Genomic DNA, 14,378 nt, shown 5'->3' with positions numbered 1-14,378 from the left:
CGACGTGGGGGCGACGGTCACCCCCGCGAGCGCGGCGGCTACGACGACCACGAGCGCGACGAACGCGCGTTCGAGTCCGGCGTCGTCCATCAGTGCTGTCCCTCCGTTCGGCCGACCCGCTTCCGCAGGCGGTCCGGCACCGCCCGGATCAGCCGGGGCAGGTCACCCACCGTCGCGGTCGAGTCCCGGGCCAGCCACGCGACCACCAGCAGGCCGATGGCGACCACCGTCAGGTAGGCGCCGACGCCGAACCGGGAGTAGCTGGTGATGTTCGCGACCGCGTACTTCCCCCACAGCGGCGGCGTGAACGGGTCGACGCCCACCACCGGCGCGTCGGGGTCGAGCGTGTGGCCCGCCTGGTAGAGGCGGTACTGGATGTCCGCAAGCAGGATCCCGAACACCAGCACCGAGCCGACCAGCTGTGCGGTGAGCCCGCGACGGAGCTTCCGCGCCGTCGGCGCGACCGCGACGAACAGGCTGGTCGCCGCCACGCCGACGAACGCCAGCGGCCCGAGCGACCACTCCGGCACGTCGATCGCGTCGGGGTGGGGCTCGTAGTTCGGCGGCCAGAACACCGGGTCCGGGTAGTAGAACCCGACGTAGTGGTTCAGGCGAGCGATCTCGACGTAGTCGCCGCTGATCCGCGGGTAGGCGTACAGCCCCAGCGACAGCGTCTCGCTGGGGTACTGGACGGCGTCCATCCGGATGTGCCACATCGGGAAGGCGAGCGCCGCCACGAGCAGCACTGCCGCTACGAGCGGCAACAGCCGCCTGATCTCGCCGAACTGGCTCGGTTGCGGGCGTTCCATGGTCCTACTCGGACGGTTCCACGATCATTCGCGAGCGCATCTCCAGGTGGAGCGCGCTGCAGAAGTACGTGCAGTAGATCCAGTACACGCCCGGCTCGTCGGCGGTGAACGTCACCTGCCGGGTGTCCTGCGGCGCGAGCGCGAGGTTCACGTCGTGTTCGGGGATCGCCAGCCCGTGGACGATGTCCTGGGTCCCCTCGATGTTGGTCGCGGTCAGGGTGACCTCGTCGCCCTCCTGGACCGTGAAGTCACGCAGGCCGTACTCGCTGCGCTTGACCGAGGCGTACACCTCGACGGTGGAGTCGTCGACGCGCTCGACCCGGGAGTTCTCCTGTGTGACGTACTCCTCGTCGTAGTCCTCCTTGTTCCACGTCTTCGCCGGCTCGATCTTGTCCTTGTGGGCGAAGATCGCGTCGTGCGGTTCGGGGTAGACGGGGTGGTCCGCGACCAGCTCCATCCCGCCGGTCTCGTTGTCCTCGTCGTTCCCGATGTAGATCAGCTGGTCGTTGTCGGGGTAGATCGGGCCGACCGGGAGGAAGCGGTCCTTCGAGAGCTTGTTGAGCGCGACCAGCCAGTCGCCGGTCGGCTCGGTCGACATCCCCTGCACCGCCTGGATGTGGCCGGGGTTGTAGTGGACGTCGATCTTGCCGAGGATCGGCTCCTCGGAACCCTTCTCGGCTTCGACGGCCGCCTCGATGTCCCACTTCACGACCTGTGAGTCGATGAACAGCGAGGTGTACGCGTGCCCGCGGCCGTCGTAGGTGGTGTGCAGCGGCCCCAGCCCCACCTTCGGCTGGCCGACGATCGTGTCCGCGGGGTCGTCGGCGGTCCCGAGCTTCTCGATGTCGACGATCGACACGGTCGGCGAGAGCTTCCCGGCGACCATCCCGTACTTCCCGTCCGGCGTCACCTCGACGCAGTGGGGCGACTTCGGCGTCGGGATGTACCGCACGATCGGGTTGTCGCCCTCGTTGTGCGGGCTGGATTTCGTCCCGTCGACGACCGGAACGCCGTTGATCTCCTCGTACTCGCCGGCGTCGACGAGCTCCTGGATCGCGGGCACGTCGAACGCCTTCAGGTCGTCCCGGTCGTTCTTGGTCATCTCCTCGATCTCGACGCCCTCCTCGTCGTTGTAGGAGGAGGCGAGCACCCAGCGGCCGTCCTTGTCGGAGTCGACGATGTCGAGCTGGCCGTCGACCTCGACCTGCCAGAGCACGTCCATGCTCTCGGGGTCGAGCGCGGTGAACACCGAGACGTACTCCTCGGGGTTGTTCACGTCCCGGCCGTCGTTGGGGATCGGCGTCCGGAACTCGCTGTTCGCGAACACGTAATCGGTGTCCGGGCTCTGGATACAGCAGCCGTGGACCGACTGGACGTTCGGGATGTCGACGATGGCGTCGGTCTCGAAGTAGGTGAGGTTCACCCGGGCGACCCGACCGTTGGCCTTGTCGTTGACGAAGATGTACTCCCCGTCGTACTTCCCGTCGGTCTCCGAGAGGTTCGGGTGGTGGGAGTCACCCCACGTGTAGTCGCCGGCCTCCTCCAGCATCTGATCGGTGCCGTCGTCGAAGCCGTACCCCTTGGCCGGCTCGCGGTTGAACACCGGGATCCGGGTGAGCTGGCGCATCGACGGGATGCCGTACACCCGGATGTCGCCGGCGTGCCCGCCGGACCAGAAGCCGTAGTACTCGTCGTGTTCGCCCGGCGGCACCTTGTGGTCGGGCACGTCGCCGCCGCCGTTGTCGGTCTCCGTGTCCGAGCTGTTGCCGAGGCTGTTCGTCCCCGCACAGCCCGCGAGCCCGCCGACCGCGCCGACGGCCGCCCCCGCCTTCATCACGTCGCGGCGGGTGACGCCGCCGCCCAGCGAGGGGAGCGTCGGCTCCGGATCCGGAGCCTCCGGCCCCTCCACATCGGCGAGCAGTTCGTCGAGCTGCTGTTCGTGCTCCGCGAACAGCTCCTCCTCGGTCTTGTGCTCTCGTTCTTCCTCGCCCTGTTCTTCGGCCGGGGTGTCGATCTCGTCTGTGCTCATATCAAATCACCCGCACGTAGCCGACCATCCCGTTCATCTCGTGGGGGATGCAGTAGTACTCGTACTCCCCCGTCGTCTCGAACGTGTGCTCGTACGTCCCGCCCTCGGTGATGTTCCCCTCGTCGGGGTACGCCTCCACGGCGGCGTCCTGACTGTCGAAGCCGCCGGAGGCGAAGTACTCGGCGCCGTCGGGGATGTTGTCCTCGTAGGCGGTCACCGAGTGACCGATCGAGCCGACGTTCTCCCAGGTGACCGTCGTCCCGGCCTCCACCTCGATCCGCTTGGGGGCGAACGCCAGCTGGTCGTTCATCTCCACCGTACTCGTCTGCTCCCACGACTCGCCGCTGCCGCCCGAGTCCGTGGACGTCGGCGTGTCGGTCGGAGAGTCGGTGCTGCTGCCGCCGGAACAGCCGGCGAGCCCCAGCCCGATGCCCGTCGACGCCAGTGCGACCACGTACCGTCGCCGCGTCATGTCCTCAGTCATGGTTCGACAGGTCGACGTTGGGGACGACACCATTAGAACGGTCCAGCGAATTCCCACGCCGTCAGAACTTCCGAAAGTGTTCGGCCGTGAGTATATAAACAGATCCGGCGCGACCGCGTCGTCCGTTCGGTTTCTGGATCTTTTTGCGAAAAACAACCTCGTTACCCCGGGCGACCACGAGCAGACGGGTCTCGTGCGCGGTCTCGGCCGGGCTACCCCTCGATGACCGGCTGCGGCTCCTCCTCCAGTCCGGCCGCGAACTCCTTCATCACGCGCTCCTCCGCGCGGTGGAGCGTCTCGCTGACTGTCGACTTCGCCAGGCCCACCGCGTCGGCGAGTTCGGTCAGGGAGCACTCCCGGGGCGTGTCGTAGTACCCCTGCTCGATCGCCTCGCTGACGATCGACCGCTGGCGGTCGGTCAGTAGCGCCTCGGAACCGGCGACCTCCTGCTGGAGGTAGTCGACGGTGAAGGAGATGCCGAGCGCCGAGAGCTGGTCGCCCAGATCGGAGATGGCGTCCTGTGAGGCGGTCAGCGTCCACGTCGCCTCGCCGTCGCTGATCTCGAACGGCATCTCCAGCGGGAGCCCGGAGTCGCGCGCGGCCAGCAGCAACAGCGGGAGCCGCGTCCGGAACTGGATCAGACACTCCCGGTTCCCGCGCTGGAGCACCTCCACGTCGTCGACGGAGTCGTGGGCCGACACGTCCGCGACGACCGACTCGGGGTCGCGGGCGGTGACCTCCGCCAGACCGACGCCGCCGTCGGACTCGGTCATCGCAGCCAGGATCCGGATCGTCGCGTCGCCGTGAGCACGGGTGATCTCCCCGGGCCAGGTCCGTTCGGGGATCGTGAGCGTGAGCTTGGCTTCGGGCATGGCTCTACAACTGAGTCGGGCACGGATAACCCAGTCGATACTCCCGAACATGTTCGTAGAATCTTCATCCGACGGCGGTCGGTGCCGCGACTGCCGAACTCGTTCGGCACAACTGCCTCCCCCACGGCCGGGGAGTTGGAGGTATGCCCGACAAGACGCTCGACGCTCGGGAGATCGACGGGGAACCGTTCGGCCGGATCGTCGACGAACTGGAGGCGCTCGGCGAGGCCGAGCAGCTGGAGCTACTCAACAGCTTCGAGCCCGAACCGCTGTACGGCGTGCTCGACCAGCGCGGCTTCGATCACGAGACCGAACAGGTCGCCGAGGACGAGTGGCGCGTCGTGATCGAGCACGCCTGAGTCAGTCCTGCCAGATCACGGTGATCGCGCCGTCGCCGTCCTCGACGGTCTCGTAGCTGTACCCGCGCTCCTCGAGCCGCGGGTAGAGGTGCTGGGGGCGGCGGTCGTTCGTCTGCACGAGTACGGCGTCGTCGTCCAGCTCTTCGAGCCGTTCGAGCGTGTTCCGGAGCGGCTTCGGCGGCGGCAGGTCGCTGGCGTCGAGGTGGTGCTGGGGTCGATCCAGGGGGGCGTCGTCGAATCGGCCCTCGAGGTCCGGTAGCTGGTCCGTGGCCATGGGTGTCCCTCGGTGTGGCGTCGGCGGGAGGGTTGTGCCGAACTGGTTCGGGATGTCGGCGTCGCCGTGGCACGGCGCCGGCCCGAGCAGTGGATCTCCAGGCCGCGCTACTCGTCGAGTTCGAGATAGCCCCGGTGACAGTCGGGGCAGATGTCGCCCGGGCGAAGGTCCCTCGTCGATTCCGACGAGGTGATTCCACACTCGGGACAGCGGAGCGCCGCTTCGGTCGTCTCCAGATACCCCCGCCGGCAGTCGGGGCAGATATCGCCCGGCCGAAGCTCGGTCGTCGATTCCGGCGAGGTGATCCCGCACTCGGGACAGCGGAGCGTTCCGTCCGTCATACCGGTCTGGGCTACGTCCGACCACTTAGTTCCCGCGCCGCCCCTCGTCGCCCCCACCGACACACTCATGGATTGACACGCCCGATCGGGAGGCATGCACACGCACGGTGACGACGATGTCCAGTGAGGCGGACGAGCCGGTGAAGACGATCTGCCCGTACTGCGGCGTCGGCTGCGGGATTCGTGTCCGCGAGGGCGAGGAACGGGGGGAGATGAGTTTCATGCCGTGGGGCGACGCGCCGGTCAACGAGGGGAGCGTCTGCATCAAGGGCGGCGCGGCGACGCAGGTCGTCGATCACGAGGACCGGCTGACCGAACCGCTGATCAAGGAGGACGGGGAGTTCCGAGAGGCGACGTGGGACGAGGCGCTGAGCCGAGTCGTCGACGAGATGGAGTCGATCCGCGAACGGCACGGTCCCGACGGGATGGGCTTTTTCGGCTCCTCGAAGACGTTCAACGAGGAGAACTACCTGCTCCAGAAGCTGGCACGGCGGTACGGGACGAACCAGATCGACAACTGCACCCGGATGTGCCACGCCTCGACGGTCTGGGCGCTGCGGACCAGTCTCGGAATGGGGGCGATGACCAACAGCATGGCCGATCTGGAGGACTCCGCGGACGTGCTGTGGATTCAGGGCGCCAACCCCGGCGAGCAGCATCCCATCGCCAACAGCCAGTACTTCCGGCAGGCGGTGCTGGAGGGCGCGACGGTGATCCAGGTCGATCCCCACGCGAACAAGACCACCGAGTCGTTCGATATCGAGGGCACCGAGCGCCACATGCATCTCCAGTTGGAGCCGGGGACGGACATCCCGCTGCTCAACGTCGTACTGAAGACGATCCTCGAACGCCACGAGGAAGAGCCGGATGCAGGGTGGATCGACGAGGAATTCGTCGAAGAGCGCACGAAGGGGTTCGAGGACCTGAAGCAGACGCTCGCCGACTTCGACAAGGAGGCGGCCGCCGAGGAGTGCGGCGTCCCGCTCGAAGATATCGAGCGTGCCGCCGAGAAGTACGCGATGGGGACCGACGCCGCCATCTTCACCGGGATGGGGATGTCCCAGCACACCTGCGGCGTCGACAACGTCCAGAACGAGATCAACCTCGCGCTGCTCACGGGGAACCTCGGCAAGCCCGGCGCGGGTGTGAACCCCCTGCGCGGGCAGAACAACGTCCAGGGAACCTGCGACGTGGGCGCAATGCCGAACGTGCTCCCGGGGTACCAACTGGTCGACGACGACGAGGCCCGCGAGTCCGTCGAGGAGGTGTGGGGGTTCGAGATCCCGGCCGAACCGGGGCTGACGAACGTCGAGATCTCCCACGCGATCGGCGACACGGTCCACGGCCTGTACGTGATGGGCGAGAACCCCATCATGAGCGAGCCGGACGGCAACGCGACCGAGCAGCGGTTCCGCGAGGATCTGGGCTTCCTCGTGGTGCAGGACATCTTCATGACCGAGACGGCCGAGCTCGCGGACGTAGTGCTGCCGGCGACGACGTGGGCCGAACGCGACGGGACGGTCACCAACACCGACCGCCGTGTCCAGCGGATGCGCGGCGTCCACAAAGTCCACGAGAACACGCGCCACGACCTCGACATCCTCTCGGAGGTCGGAACGCGCCTGTTCGACGAGGGGTTCGACTTCGACGGGCCGGAGACGGTGTTCGAGGAACTCCGCGAGGTGTGTCCGATCATGCACGGGATGAGCTACGACGCGCTCGGGGAGGAGGGGCTGCACTGGCCCTGCTACGAGCCGGGCGACGAGGGCGATCCCTTCCTCTACGAGGAGGAGTTCGAGACCGAGGACGGCCTCGGCCGGATCGAGGGCGTCGTCCACCAGGAGCCCAAGGAGACGCCGGACGAGGAGTACCCCCTCGTGCTCACGACGGCGCGACTGGAGGAGCAGTACAACACGGGGACGATGAGCCGTCGCTCGCCGACGCTCTCCCGCCAGCAGCCGGAGAACTTCGTCGACGTCCATCCCAACGACGCCGAGCGCTACGGGATCGAGGACGGCGACGAGGTGCGGCTGCGCTCCCGCCGCGGGGAGATCACGGTCCGGGCGGACGTGACCGAGGCCATCAAGGAGGGTGTGGTCTGGACGACCCCGCACTTCGCGGCCGCCTCGGCGAACCGGCTGACGAACGACGTGCTCGACGAGCGGTCGAAGATTCCGGAGTACAAGGCGGCCGCCGCGGAGATCGAGGTGGAGATCGAGTCAACGGGTGGGGCGTCCGCGGACGACTGAGCGCCGACAAGAAAGTGGGCACGGAGGGGTTGGGAACCACGGTCGTTCCGCTACGCTCTATCCCTGCTTCAAATCTCTTCGACCGATCACAGATCAGCCGCTCGCGACCGTTGCTCGCGGCGGAGAAATGGGGACGGAGGGATTTGAACCCCCGGTCGACTGATATCTCCGGTGCGCCTCGGTCCTCCAGAGGGTCGTCGTCGCCGAGCGATGATCAGTCGCCGACTCGGTATATCAGTCTGGAGTTCGTCACCGGGCGCGTGGCCTCTGGAGTCAGTCGCCATCCCGGGCTTGGCCACGTCCCCTTGCACTCCTCGCTACATCCGTTCGGTGTAAAGGGATTTCGATCCGATTCAGTCCCGGTCGATCTCGGCCCAGTCGCACTCCTGGCACTTGTACGCCGTGACGAACTCCGTCACACTGGGCATGTAGCCGACGCTGATCACGTCGCCGCCGCACTCCGGGCAGTCCCGGTCGGCGTCCTCGATCGGTTCGGCCTCCAGCACGTCGTCGCCCTCGACCTGTTCGGCCAGCGATTCCGGCGTTACCATCCGTCCCTGCACGACGCGGTTGCTCATGTCCCACCTCTCGGCCTCCGGGGCCGTAAGCCCTGTCGGTCCGCCGCGGGAGAGTCCCGCGGGAACTACCCCCACGGGGCGGATAGGCCCACAGGGTTTTTGCCCTCGGCCACGTCGGCTCGGGTATGGGATTTGGATCGTACGACGAGTCTGAGCAGGAGAACCAGAACCAGGACACCAACGATCAGGCCGAGGGCGTCGACATCGACGGCGGCGAGGAGGGCGACCTCTCCTTCGAGTCCACCGAGTCGACCGACGAGCTGGTCGGCAAGCTCGACGAGATGCGCGACGACGAAGACGACGAATAGGCCCGTGACCCCCGCGTCACGAGCCCCACTTCGTTCTTGATCGAACGACCGAACAGCCCCGGCTCAGAGCCGCTCGAGTAGCTCCGCGAACTCCTCGATGTCGTCCATCTCCTTCCGCAACACGCCCAGCGCGCGCCGGAGCGAGCCGTGCTCCGCGAGGTAGGTGACCCCCACCGCCGACTTGAGCGCGTTGCCGGTGCCGCCGGTCACCACCGTCGGCCCGAGCTGTGCGACGGCGTCGTCGCCGACCGAGATCAGCCAGCCCGGGCTCTCCCAGTGCCACTGCTGGAGGTCGACGAAGCCGCCGTCGGCGGTCGCCGCGGCGACGACGTTCCGCGCCGCCGTCGCCGAGGCCCGCACGGCTGCAGAGGCGCTGGCGGGCACCGGCTCGCCGTCGGCGTCGACGATCCGGACCGCGTCACCGAGTGCGAACGTCCGCTCGTCGAGGCGGAGATCACCGCGGACCTCCGGGCGATCGCCGCCCATCGCCTCGTTCCCGCGGATGCCGCCGGTCCAGACGAACTGGTCGTAGTCGATCGTCCCGCCCTCGGTCGTGATCCTCGCGTCGTCGGCCGCGGTCACGGTGGTCCCCGTCCGCACATCGACGCCCTGCTCGTCGAGGAGTTCCCGGGTCGCGCGCTGGAACTGCTCGGGGAAACCGGGCGCGACGGTCAGCTCCTGTTCGAGCAGGACGATCTCGACGCTGTCGGCGACATCCCGCTCGCGGGCCATCGCGGCCAGTTCGCCCGCGACTTGCACGCCCGAGAGGCCCGCGCCGCCGACGACGACAGTGCCCGCCCGGTCGGCATCGGTCACGGGATCGTCGTGACCCAGTTGGTCGACGACCGCCTCGAACTCCCGGCGGATCGTCGCGGCGTGTTCCAGCCGCTTCAGCGGCGTCGCGTGCTCCTCGACGCCCGGGATGCCGTAGTACGCCGTCTCGGCCCCGAACGCGACCACGCAGTAGTCGTAGTCGAGCGTGTCGCCGTCGGCCAGCGAGACGGTCCGCGCGTCGCGGTCCACGTCCGTCACTTCCGCCTCCCGCAGCGTCGCCCGGTCGAGGATCTCCTCCAGCGGCACCGAGATGTCGTCGACGTAGTCAGGCTCCCGGACCGCCCGGTGGAGCTCGTGCTGGACGAGGTGGCTCCCCGTGTCGTCGACCAGCGTGAGCGTCGCCGACGCCGGGAGCCGCCGCTCCAGTTTCCGTGTCACCGTGAGGCCGGCGTAGCCGCCGCCGAGCACCAGAACGTCCATGGCCGAATCTTGGGCCTCCGGCGACAAAACGGTGTTCACGCCGGAGTTATCGCGTTCGCGGCGGCTACGAGACGCCCTCGCTCGCGGTGAACGCCTCGTAGTCGCCCTTGTCGATCACGGCCCGGAGCTGTTCGGCCACGTCGTACACGTCCGCGTAGCCGACGTACAGCGGCGCCGGGCAGATCCGGATCACGTTCGGTGGGCGGTAGTCGACGACCACCCCGCGCTCGCGGAGCGCCTGACTCACGCGGTCGGCGTCGGGGTGCTCGACGGCGACGTGGCCCCCGCGACGGTCGCTCTCGGCGGGCGTGCCGACCGAGTAGTCGTAGCCCGCCTCGGACAGATCCTCGACCAGCGTCGCGAGCAGTTCCGTGAGTTCGAGCGACTTCGCCCGAACGCGGTCGATCCCGGCCTCGTCGAGCAGGTCGAGCGACCCCTCCAGCGGCGCCGCCGACAGCATCGGCACGGTGCCGATCTGCCACGCGCCGGCCGACTGCTCAGGCGTGTAGGTGAGTTCGAGATCGAACTGGCTGGCCTTCTCGTTGCCCCACCACCCGGGGAGCGCGGGCGTCAGCCCGTGGTAGCGCTCGTTCACGTACAGCCCCGCGATCGATCCGGGGCCGGCGTTGAGGTACTTGTAGGAACACCAGACCGCGAAGTCCACGTCGGCCGCCGAGAACTCGTGAGGCACCGCGCCGACGGAGTGGGCCGCGTCGAACCCCGCGAGCGCGTCGTAGTCGTGGGCGAGTTCGGTCAGCCTCTCGACATCGAACAACTGACCCGAGCGGTAGAGGACGGTCGGCATGAACAGGATTCCCACGTCGTCGTCCATCGCCGCCGCGATATCCTCGTACTCGATCGTCCGGCCGTCGCGGCTCTCGACCAGCCGGAGGTGTTCGTCGGGGTCCAGCCCGCGCTGGCGGAACTGCGCCCGGATCGCGTAGTGGTCGGTCGGGAAGTCGAGTTCGTTCGCGACGACGACGTTGCCGGAGGCGTCGACCGGCGAGTCGTCGAGGGCGTCGGGGGCGTCCATCTCCCGTGCCGGCACGTCGGCGACGTGATCGAGGAACGTCCCGATCAGGCTGTGGATGTTGACGGTGGTGGAGTTGGCGACGACCACCTCCTCGGGATCGGCGCCGACGTACGGCGCGAGGCGCTCGCCGAGGTGCTCGGCGTACTCCCACCACGGCTGCTCGCCCTCGGTCCACCCCTCGATGCCGCGCTCGCGCCACTCGTCGACCACGCGGTCCAGCGTCCGTTCGGCGTCGTCGCTGATCGGTCCCAGCGAGTTCCCGTCCATGTAGAGCTCGCTCGGCACGTCGAAGCGGTCCCGGAACGCCGACAGCGGGTCGTCGGCGTCCCGCGCGGCGGCGTCCTCGCGGGCGATCGAGAAGGGGCTGCTCATGCACGGTTCTCCGTCCCGCCCGACAAAGGCGTTATCACACCGGCCGCCGTCGATCCCTCCCCACCCGCTCACTCCTCGCCGGCCAACTCGGCGTAGGCGTCCCACGACGGGTCCCGCGGCGGCTCGGTCCACTCCTCGCCTCGGAACCGGACGCCCGATCCCGCTACGACTTTCCCGACCTCGGCGACGGGCGTCCCCCGGCGCTCGATCGCCGCCCGGACCGCGTCGGCGTCCTCGGGCGCGACGGCGAGAACGAGCGTCCCCGAACTGGTGGCCTTCCACGGGTCGATCCCCAGCGCGTCACAGACCGCCTCGACGCCCGACCGCATCGGCGCCGCCTCGTGGCCGATCTCGAACCGGACGCCCGCGCTGCCGGCCATCTCGCAGAACGCCCCGAGCAGGCCGCCCTCGGTGGCGTCGTGCATCGCGGACACTTCTCCCCCTTCGGCGGCGGCCACGGCGTCGCGGACCAATCGAGCCTCGTCCAGCCCCGCGGCGGCGTCGGCGACCGTCTCCGGGTCCAGCCCGCGTTCCCCGAGTTCCTCGGGGTACAGCGACGCGAACAGGCCCGCGGTCTCGACGGCCGGCCCGCGAGTCACGAGCAGGCGGTCGCCCGGGCGCGCGCCGTCAGGGCGCACGACCGCCCCGGGGTCGCAGACGCCCATCGCCGTCGCGGGGCCGAGCCACGGGAACTCGGCGCCGGGGTAGCGCGCGGTGTGGCCCGTGAGCACGCTGATCCCCAGATCACGACACTCCTCGTGGATCGCGCCCCAGAGCGCGTCGAACCCCTCGTCGGTGATGGACTCGGGCAGCGAGAAGGAGATCGCGAGGTGGCTCGGGAGCACGCCGGCGACGGCCACGTCCGAGAGCGCGATGTGGACCGCAAACCGGCCCGCGCGCTCGAACCCCAGCGCCGGGAGCACCGAGATCGGGTCGGTCGCGACCGCCAGCCCGGTTCCGTCGAGGTCGAGCAGTCCGAAGTCCACGCCCGCAGTCGGCCCCAGCGCCACGTCGTCGCGCTCGGCGCCGAGTCGGGGGGCGATCCGCTCGGCGAAGAAGCGCCGATCGATCTTGCCGCGGTCGGTCATGCCTCCGGCTGGGACCGGCGAGGACGTATGCCTGCCGACCGACGGCCGTCACTCCTCGACTTTCTCGGCCCGCAACGGGCGCTCGCCCGTCAGCCGACAGTCGAACCGCGGGTGCTCCGCGAAGTGACGCACGATCAGGTGGCGCCGCGAGCCGGTGATCCCCGCGTCGCCGACCGCCTCGGCGCCGAACTCGGGAGGCAGCGACTCGAACAGCTCACACAGTTCGCCGAAGGAGTCGAACACCTGCTCGTTCCCGGGCGTATCGGCGCCCCGGCGAGCGACTGCGTAGCTCCCGTCCCGTCGGTACTGGCCGACCGTCCGGAACAGTTCCAGCCGGCGCTCCAGCGCGTCGCCGACGGACTCCCGCAGCGCGAGCGCGGCCTCCCGGGGCAGCCGGTACGTCTCGCCGTCGACGGTCAGCCGGACCGCACCGTCCTCACTCTCGACCGCGACCGCGGTCTCGTCGTCCGAGAAGAACCCGATCAGGAGCGTGCTGACTCCGCATAGCCGATCGAAGTACCGCGACCGCGAAGAACGTGTCGGCTGTCAGTGAGGCGTTGTCACGCCACGGGGCCGTCGACTGCGAGGAGTCCGTCGTCGGTCGGCGTGGGCGTCGGTGTCGGCGTCGAGGTCGGCGTTGGAGTCGGCGTGTCCTCCCCGGATTCGGGCGTCGCCGTGCCGGAAGCGGGCGTCGCGGTTCCACCGGGTGTCGGCGTTCCCTCGGTCTCGCTGCCGTCGCCCGATCCGTCCTTGTTACCGAAGATGTCGGTCTCGATGGTGCGCTGGATGGAGTCCAGCCGTATCTCCACGGTGTCGCCGCCGAACGAGGAGAGGTCGATCCGGGCGTAGAACGTCACCTCCAGTTGCGTCGTCTGGTCGTTCTGGAGGTGGCTCACCCACCACTCGTCGAGGTTCTCGTTCTGCAGCGCCGTGGTCGCGCGGACGGTCTCCGTCTCCCCGGGGGGGATGCTGACCGCGCTGTCGGTCGCGCCCTCGCCCATCGTGACGTTGTTCATCTCGATCACGTAGCCAATCTCCGAGATCGCGACGGGGTTGAGATTGGGGTTGTACAGCTCGAACGCGGTGTCGATCTCGGTGGTCTCGTTGCTCACCGCGCCCCACTGGCCGCTGGTGCTGTTGAGCCAGAGCACTGGCTCGGGAGCGAACGGCCGATCCACGTTGATCGGGCGGTCCTCGTCGCTGTTGAAGCCGCCGATGACGTTGGTGTTCACCGAGCGCTCGATCTGGGGTTCGAACGACTGGCCGAGCAGGTCCGAGTGGATCGAGGCGTCGACGGTCAGCGTGGTGTTCTCGTCGTTCTCGACGTGGCTGACCCACCACGCCGGGATGCGGTCGTTGTTCATCAGCGTCGTAAGCGGGATCGAGGTGTTGCCGCTGGCGTTCACGCCCAGCCCCTCGCGCCCGCCGGTGGCCATCCGCACGTCGTTCATCTCGACGGCGTAGTCGATCGTGAGCCCGCCCAGCCGCACCCCGAACGGGTTGGGGTTGTTGACGACGATCTCGGACTCGATCGTCGTCGTGGACTCGTTCACCGGGCCGAACGCGTTGTCGACGCCGACGACCGAGGGCGCGCCGATGATCCCGACGGCCCACGCTCCACCGATCGAGAGCGACAGCACTCCGAGCACTGCGGCGGCGATCTTCAGCGTCGACGCCGCCGCGAGCTTCCCACCCAACATGGGCGGCCATGAACGTCGCTTCCCCTTAGACGCATCGGGCACGGGCCGGAAGCGTGTCGCTCATGCTGTCCGAGACCCTACATTCGGTATGGACGAACGCGCACGGACCGCAGTCGGGCTGGCAGCCGCGGCGGTGCTCGTCGTGGGGGGGACGCTCGCGACCGGCTACCTCCCGAGCACGCCCCGTTCGCAGCTGCTCGCCGGCGGCCTGATCGTCGCCGGCTTCGCGCTGGGCTTTCTCACCCTCGGGGAGTTCGAACTCCCCGACTAAGCGGCGCGGGACGCCCGGAACGAGTTGCCCGCGATCAGCCCACAGCACAGCACCGCCGCCCCCATCGTCAGCAGGGGGTTGAGCAGCCCCCCGATCGCCAGCGGGATCGCGACGGCGTTGTACAGCAGCGCGAGCCGATCGTTCCAGCGCCGCCGCCCGTAGCTCTCCGCCGAGTGGTCGAACGCCGCGGCGACGCCCGAGAGGTCGTCCTCGACCACGGCCAAATCCGAGGCCTCGGCCGCGAGCGCGGTTCCGCTGCCCAGTGAGATCCCCAGATCCGCCGCGGCCAGCGCCGGCGCGTCGTTGGTGCCGTCGCCGACCATCGCGACCGGCCCGTCGGCGCGCAGGCGCCTAACC

General features: G+C 68.8%; 17 protein-coding genes and 1 tRNA gene. 4 read left to right on the top strand and 14 right to left on the bottom strand.

Annotated elements, in window-relative coordinates; translation table 11 throughout:
- Positions 1-89: 89 nt before the first annotated feature.
- From ACFR9S_RS04970 to ACFR9S_RS04955, 4 genes are all read right to left on the bottom strand, one after another.
- Entirely contained in the window at positions 90-809 is a 720-nt protein-coding gene (locus tag ACFR9S_RS04970) for a hypothetical protein (RefSeq protein ID WP_379818186.1), read from the bottom strand.
- A 4-nt stretch (positions 810-813) separates the two neighbouring features.
- Positions 814-2,838 (bottom strand): TAT-dependent nitrous-oxide reductase, encoded by a 2,025-nt coding sequence (gene nosZ / locus ACFR9S_RS04965; RefSeq protein ID WP_379731114.1) that lies wholly within the window; start codon positions 2,836-2,838, stop codon positions 814-816.
- 1 nt (position 2,839) lies between these two features.
- Positions 2,840-3,322: a plastocyanin/azurin family copper-binding protein gene (locus tag ACFR9S_RS04960; RefSeq protein WP_379731115.1), complete on the bottom strand. Its 483-nt coding sequence runs from the start codon at positions 3,320-3,322 to the stop codon at positions 2,840-2,842.
- 212 nt (positions 3,323-3,534) lie between these two features.
- Positions 3,535-4,194: a helix-turn-helix domain-containing protein gene (locus ACFR9S_RS04955; protein WP_379731117.1), complete on the bottom strand. Its 660-nt coding sequence runs from the start codon at positions 4,192-4,194 to the stop codon at positions 3,535-3,537.
- A gap of 143 nt (positions 4,195-4,337) precedes the next feature.
- Between ACFR9S_RS04955 and ACFR9S_RS04950 the strand changes: the two genes are divergently transcribed.
- On the top strand, positions 4,338-4,553 hold the full coding sequence (locus ACFR9S_RS04950) for a DUF2249 domain-containing protein (RefSeq protein ID WP_379731118.1): 216 nt from the start codon (positions 4,338-4,340) through the stop codon (positions 4,551-4,553).
- 1 nt (position 4,554) lies between these two features.
- Here ACFR9S_RS04950 and ACFR9S_RS04945 read toward each other — a convergent pair whose 3' ends face one another.
- Both ACFR9S_RS04945 and ACFR9S_RS04940 read right to left on the bottom strand, forming a co-directional pair.
- The gene (locus ACFR9S_RS04945; RefSeq protein WP_379731120.1) at positions 4,555-4,827 is read right to left on the bottom strand and encodes a DUF2249 domain-containing protein; all 273 of its coding nucleotides are present in this window, start codon (positions 4,825-4,827) and stop codon (positions 4,555-4,557) included.
- A gap of 107 nt (positions 4,828-4,934) precedes the next feature.
- On the bottom strand, positions 4,935-5,168 hold the full coding sequence (locus ACFR9S_RS04940; protein ID WP_379731121.1) for a hypothetical protein: 234 nt from the start codon (positions 5,166-5,168) through the stop codon (positions 4,935-4,937).
- A gap of 116 nt (positions 5,169-5,284) precedes the next feature.
- Here ACFR9S_RS04940 and fdhF point away from each other — a divergent pair, with 116 nt between their 5' ends.
- Positions 5,285-7,417 carry a formate dehydrogenase subunit alpha gene (gene fdhF, locus ACFR9S_RS04935; RefSeq protein ID WP_379731123.1) on the top strand — a complete coding sequence of 711 codons (2,133 nt, stop codon included), beginning with the start codon at positions 5,285-5,287 and terminating at the stop codon, positions 7,415-7,417.
- Positions 7,418-7,545: 128 nt separating this feature from the next.
- On the opposite strand, the gene ACFR9S_RS04930 is transcribed toward fdhF, so the two are convergent.
- Positions 7,546-7,722 (bottom strand) — tRNA-Trp (locus ACFR9S_RS04930).
- A gap of 48 nt (positions 7,723-7,770) precedes the next feature.
- Positions 7,771-7,995 (bottom strand): DUF5795 family protein, encoded by a 225-nt coding sequence (locus tag ACFR9S_RS04925; RefSeq protein ID WP_379731124.1) that lies wholly within the window; start codon positions 7,993-7,995, stop codon positions 7,771-7,773.
- Positions 7,996-8,120: 125 nt separating this feature from the next.
- Here ACFR9S_RS04925 and ACFR9S_RS04920 point away from each other — a divergent pair, with 125 nt between their 5' ends.
- Complete coding sequence (locus tag ACFR9S_RS04920) at positions 8,121-8,303, top strand: DUF5786 family protein (protein WP_379731125.1); 183 nt, start codon at positions 8,121-8,123, stop codon at positions 8,301-8,303.
- Between the two features lie 63 nt (positions 8,304-8,366).
- On the opposite strand, the gene ACFR9S_RS04915 is transcribed toward ACFR9S_RS04920, so the two are convergent.
- The 5 genes from ACFR9S_RS04915 to ACFR9S_RS04895 form a co-directional block, all read right to left on the bottom strand.
- Positions 8,367-9,557, bottom strand: coding sequence for an NAD(P)/FAD-dependent oxidoreductase (locus tag ACFR9S_RS04915; protein WP_379818185.1), 1,191 nt, complete (start codon positions 9,555-9,557; stop codon positions 8,367-8,369).
- 64 nt (positions 9,558-9,621) lie between these two features.
- Positions 9,622-10,962 carry a kynureninase gene (gene kynU, locus ACFR9S_RS04910; protein ID WP_379732435.1) on the bottom strand — a complete coding sequence of 447 codons (1,341 nt, stop codon included), beginning with the start codon at positions 10,960-10,962 and terminating at the stop codon, positions 9,622-9,624.
- Positions 10,963-11,030: 68 nt separating this feature from the next.
- On the bottom strand, positions 11,031-12,050 hold the full coding sequence (locus tag ACFR9S_RS04905) for an AIR synthase family protein (protein WP_379818184.1): 1,020 nt from the start codon (positions 12,048-12,050) through the stop codon (positions 11,031-11,033).
- A gap of 48 nt (positions 12,051-12,098) precedes the next feature.
- Positions 12,099-12,443, bottom strand: a complete 345-nt coding sequence (locus ACFR9S_RS16210) for a DUF7528 family protein (RefSeq protein WP_459077189.1) — start codon at positions 12,441-12,443, stop codon at positions 12,099-12,101.
- Between the two features lie 167 nt (positions 12,444-12,610).
- A complete protein-coding gene (locus tag ACFR9S_RS04895) occupies positions 12,611-13,750 on the bottom strand; it encodes an LEA/WHy family protein (protein WP_379732370.1) in 1,140 nt (379 codons plus the stop codon).
- 88 nt (positions 13,751-13,838) lie between these two features.
- On the opposite strand from ACFR9S_RS04895, the gene ACFR9S_RS04890 reads away from it, so the two are divergent.
- Entirely contained in the window at positions 13,839-14,021 is a 183-nt protein-coding gene (locus ACFR9S_RS04890; RefSeq protein WP_379732371.1) for a hypothetical protein, read from the top strand.
- Here the strand turns inward: ACFR9S_RS04890 and ACFR9S_RS04885 are convergent.
- Positions 14,018-14,378 (bottom strand): HAD-IC family P-type ATPase (locus ACFR9S_RS04885; protein ID WP_379818182.1); only part of this gene is annotated, 361 nt, incomplete at its 5' end. The two genes, ACFR9S_RS04890 and ACFR9S_RS04885, sit on opposite strands and share 4 nt — an antisense overlap.

Source organism: Halolamina salina, from assembly GCF_042678005.1.
GTDB classification, from domain to species: Archaea; Halobacteriota; Halobacteria; order Halobacteriales; family Haloferacaceae; genus Halolamina; species Halolamina salina.
This window is presented reverse-complemented; position numbering and strand designations above follow the sequence as displayed.

What these genes read in the sequence shown, in the direction of transcription:
- ACFR9S_RS04970 (WP_379818186.1), bottom strand. Translation starts at nt 809, where the DNA reads ATGGAACGCCCGCAACCGAGCCAGTTCGGCGAGATCAGGCGGCTGTTG.
- nosZ (WP_379731114.1), bottom strand. Translation starts at nt 2,838, where the DNA reads ATGAGCACAGACGAGATCGACACCCCGGCCGAAGAACAGGGCGAGGAA.
- ACFR9S_RS04960 (WP_379731115.1), bottom strand. Translation starts at nt 3,322, where the DNA reads ATGACTGAGGACATGACGCGGCGACGGTACGTGGTCGCACTGGCGTCG.
- ACFR9S_RS04955 (WP_379731117.1), bottom strand. Translation starts at nt 4,194, where the DNA reads ATGCCCGAAGCCAAGCTCACGCTCACGATCCCCGAACGGACCTGGCCC.
- ACFR9S_RS04950 (WP_379731118.1), top strand. Translation starts at nt 4,338, where the DNA reads ATGCCCGACAAGACGCTCGACGCTCGGGAGATCGACGGGGAACCGTTC.
- ACFR9S_RS04945 (WP_379731120.1), bottom strand. Translation starts at nt 4,827, where the DNA reads ATGGCCACGGACCAGCTACCGGACCTCGAGGGCCGATTCGACGACGCC.
- ACFR9S_RS04940 (WP_379731121.1), bottom strand. Translation starts at nt 5,168, where the DNA reads ATGACGGACGGAACGCTCCGCTGTCCCGAGTGCGGGATCACCTCGCCG.
- fdhF (WP_379731123.1), top strand. Translation starts at nt 5,285, where the DNA reads ATGTCCAGTGAGGCGGACGAGCCGGTGAAGACGATCTGCCCGTACTGC.
- ACFR9S_RS04925 (WP_379731124.1), bottom strand. Translation starts at nt 7,995, where the DNA reads ATGAGCAACCGCGTCGTGCAGGGACGGATGGTAACGCCGGAATCGCTG.
- ACFR9S_RS04920 (WP_379731125.1), top strand. Translation starts at nt 8,121, where the DNA reads ATGGGATTTGGATCGTACGACGAGTCTGAGCAGGAGAACCAGAACCAG.
- ACFR9S_RS04915 (WP_379818185.1), bottom strand. Translation starts at nt 9,557, where the DNA reads ATGGACGTTCTGGTGCTCGGCGGCGGCTACGCCGGCCTCACGGTGACA.
- kynU (WP_379732435.1), bottom strand. Translation starts at nt 10,962, where the DNA reads ATGAGCAGCCCCTTCTCGATCGCCCGCGAGGACGCCGCCGCGCGGGAC.
- ACFR9S_RS04905 (WP_379818184.1), bottom strand. Translation starts at nt 12,050, where the DNA reads ATGACCGACCGCGGCAAGATCGATCGGCGCTTCTTCGCCGAGCGGATC.
- ACFR9S_RS04895 (WP_379732370.1), bottom strand. Translation starts at nt 13,750, where the DNA reads ATGTTGGGTGGGAAGCTCGCGGCGGCGTCGACGCTGAAGATCGCCGCC.
- ACFR9S_RS04890 (WP_379732371.1), top strand. Translation starts at nt 13,839, where the DNA reads ATGGACGAACGCGCACGGACCGCAGTCGGGCTGGCAGCCGCGGCGGTG.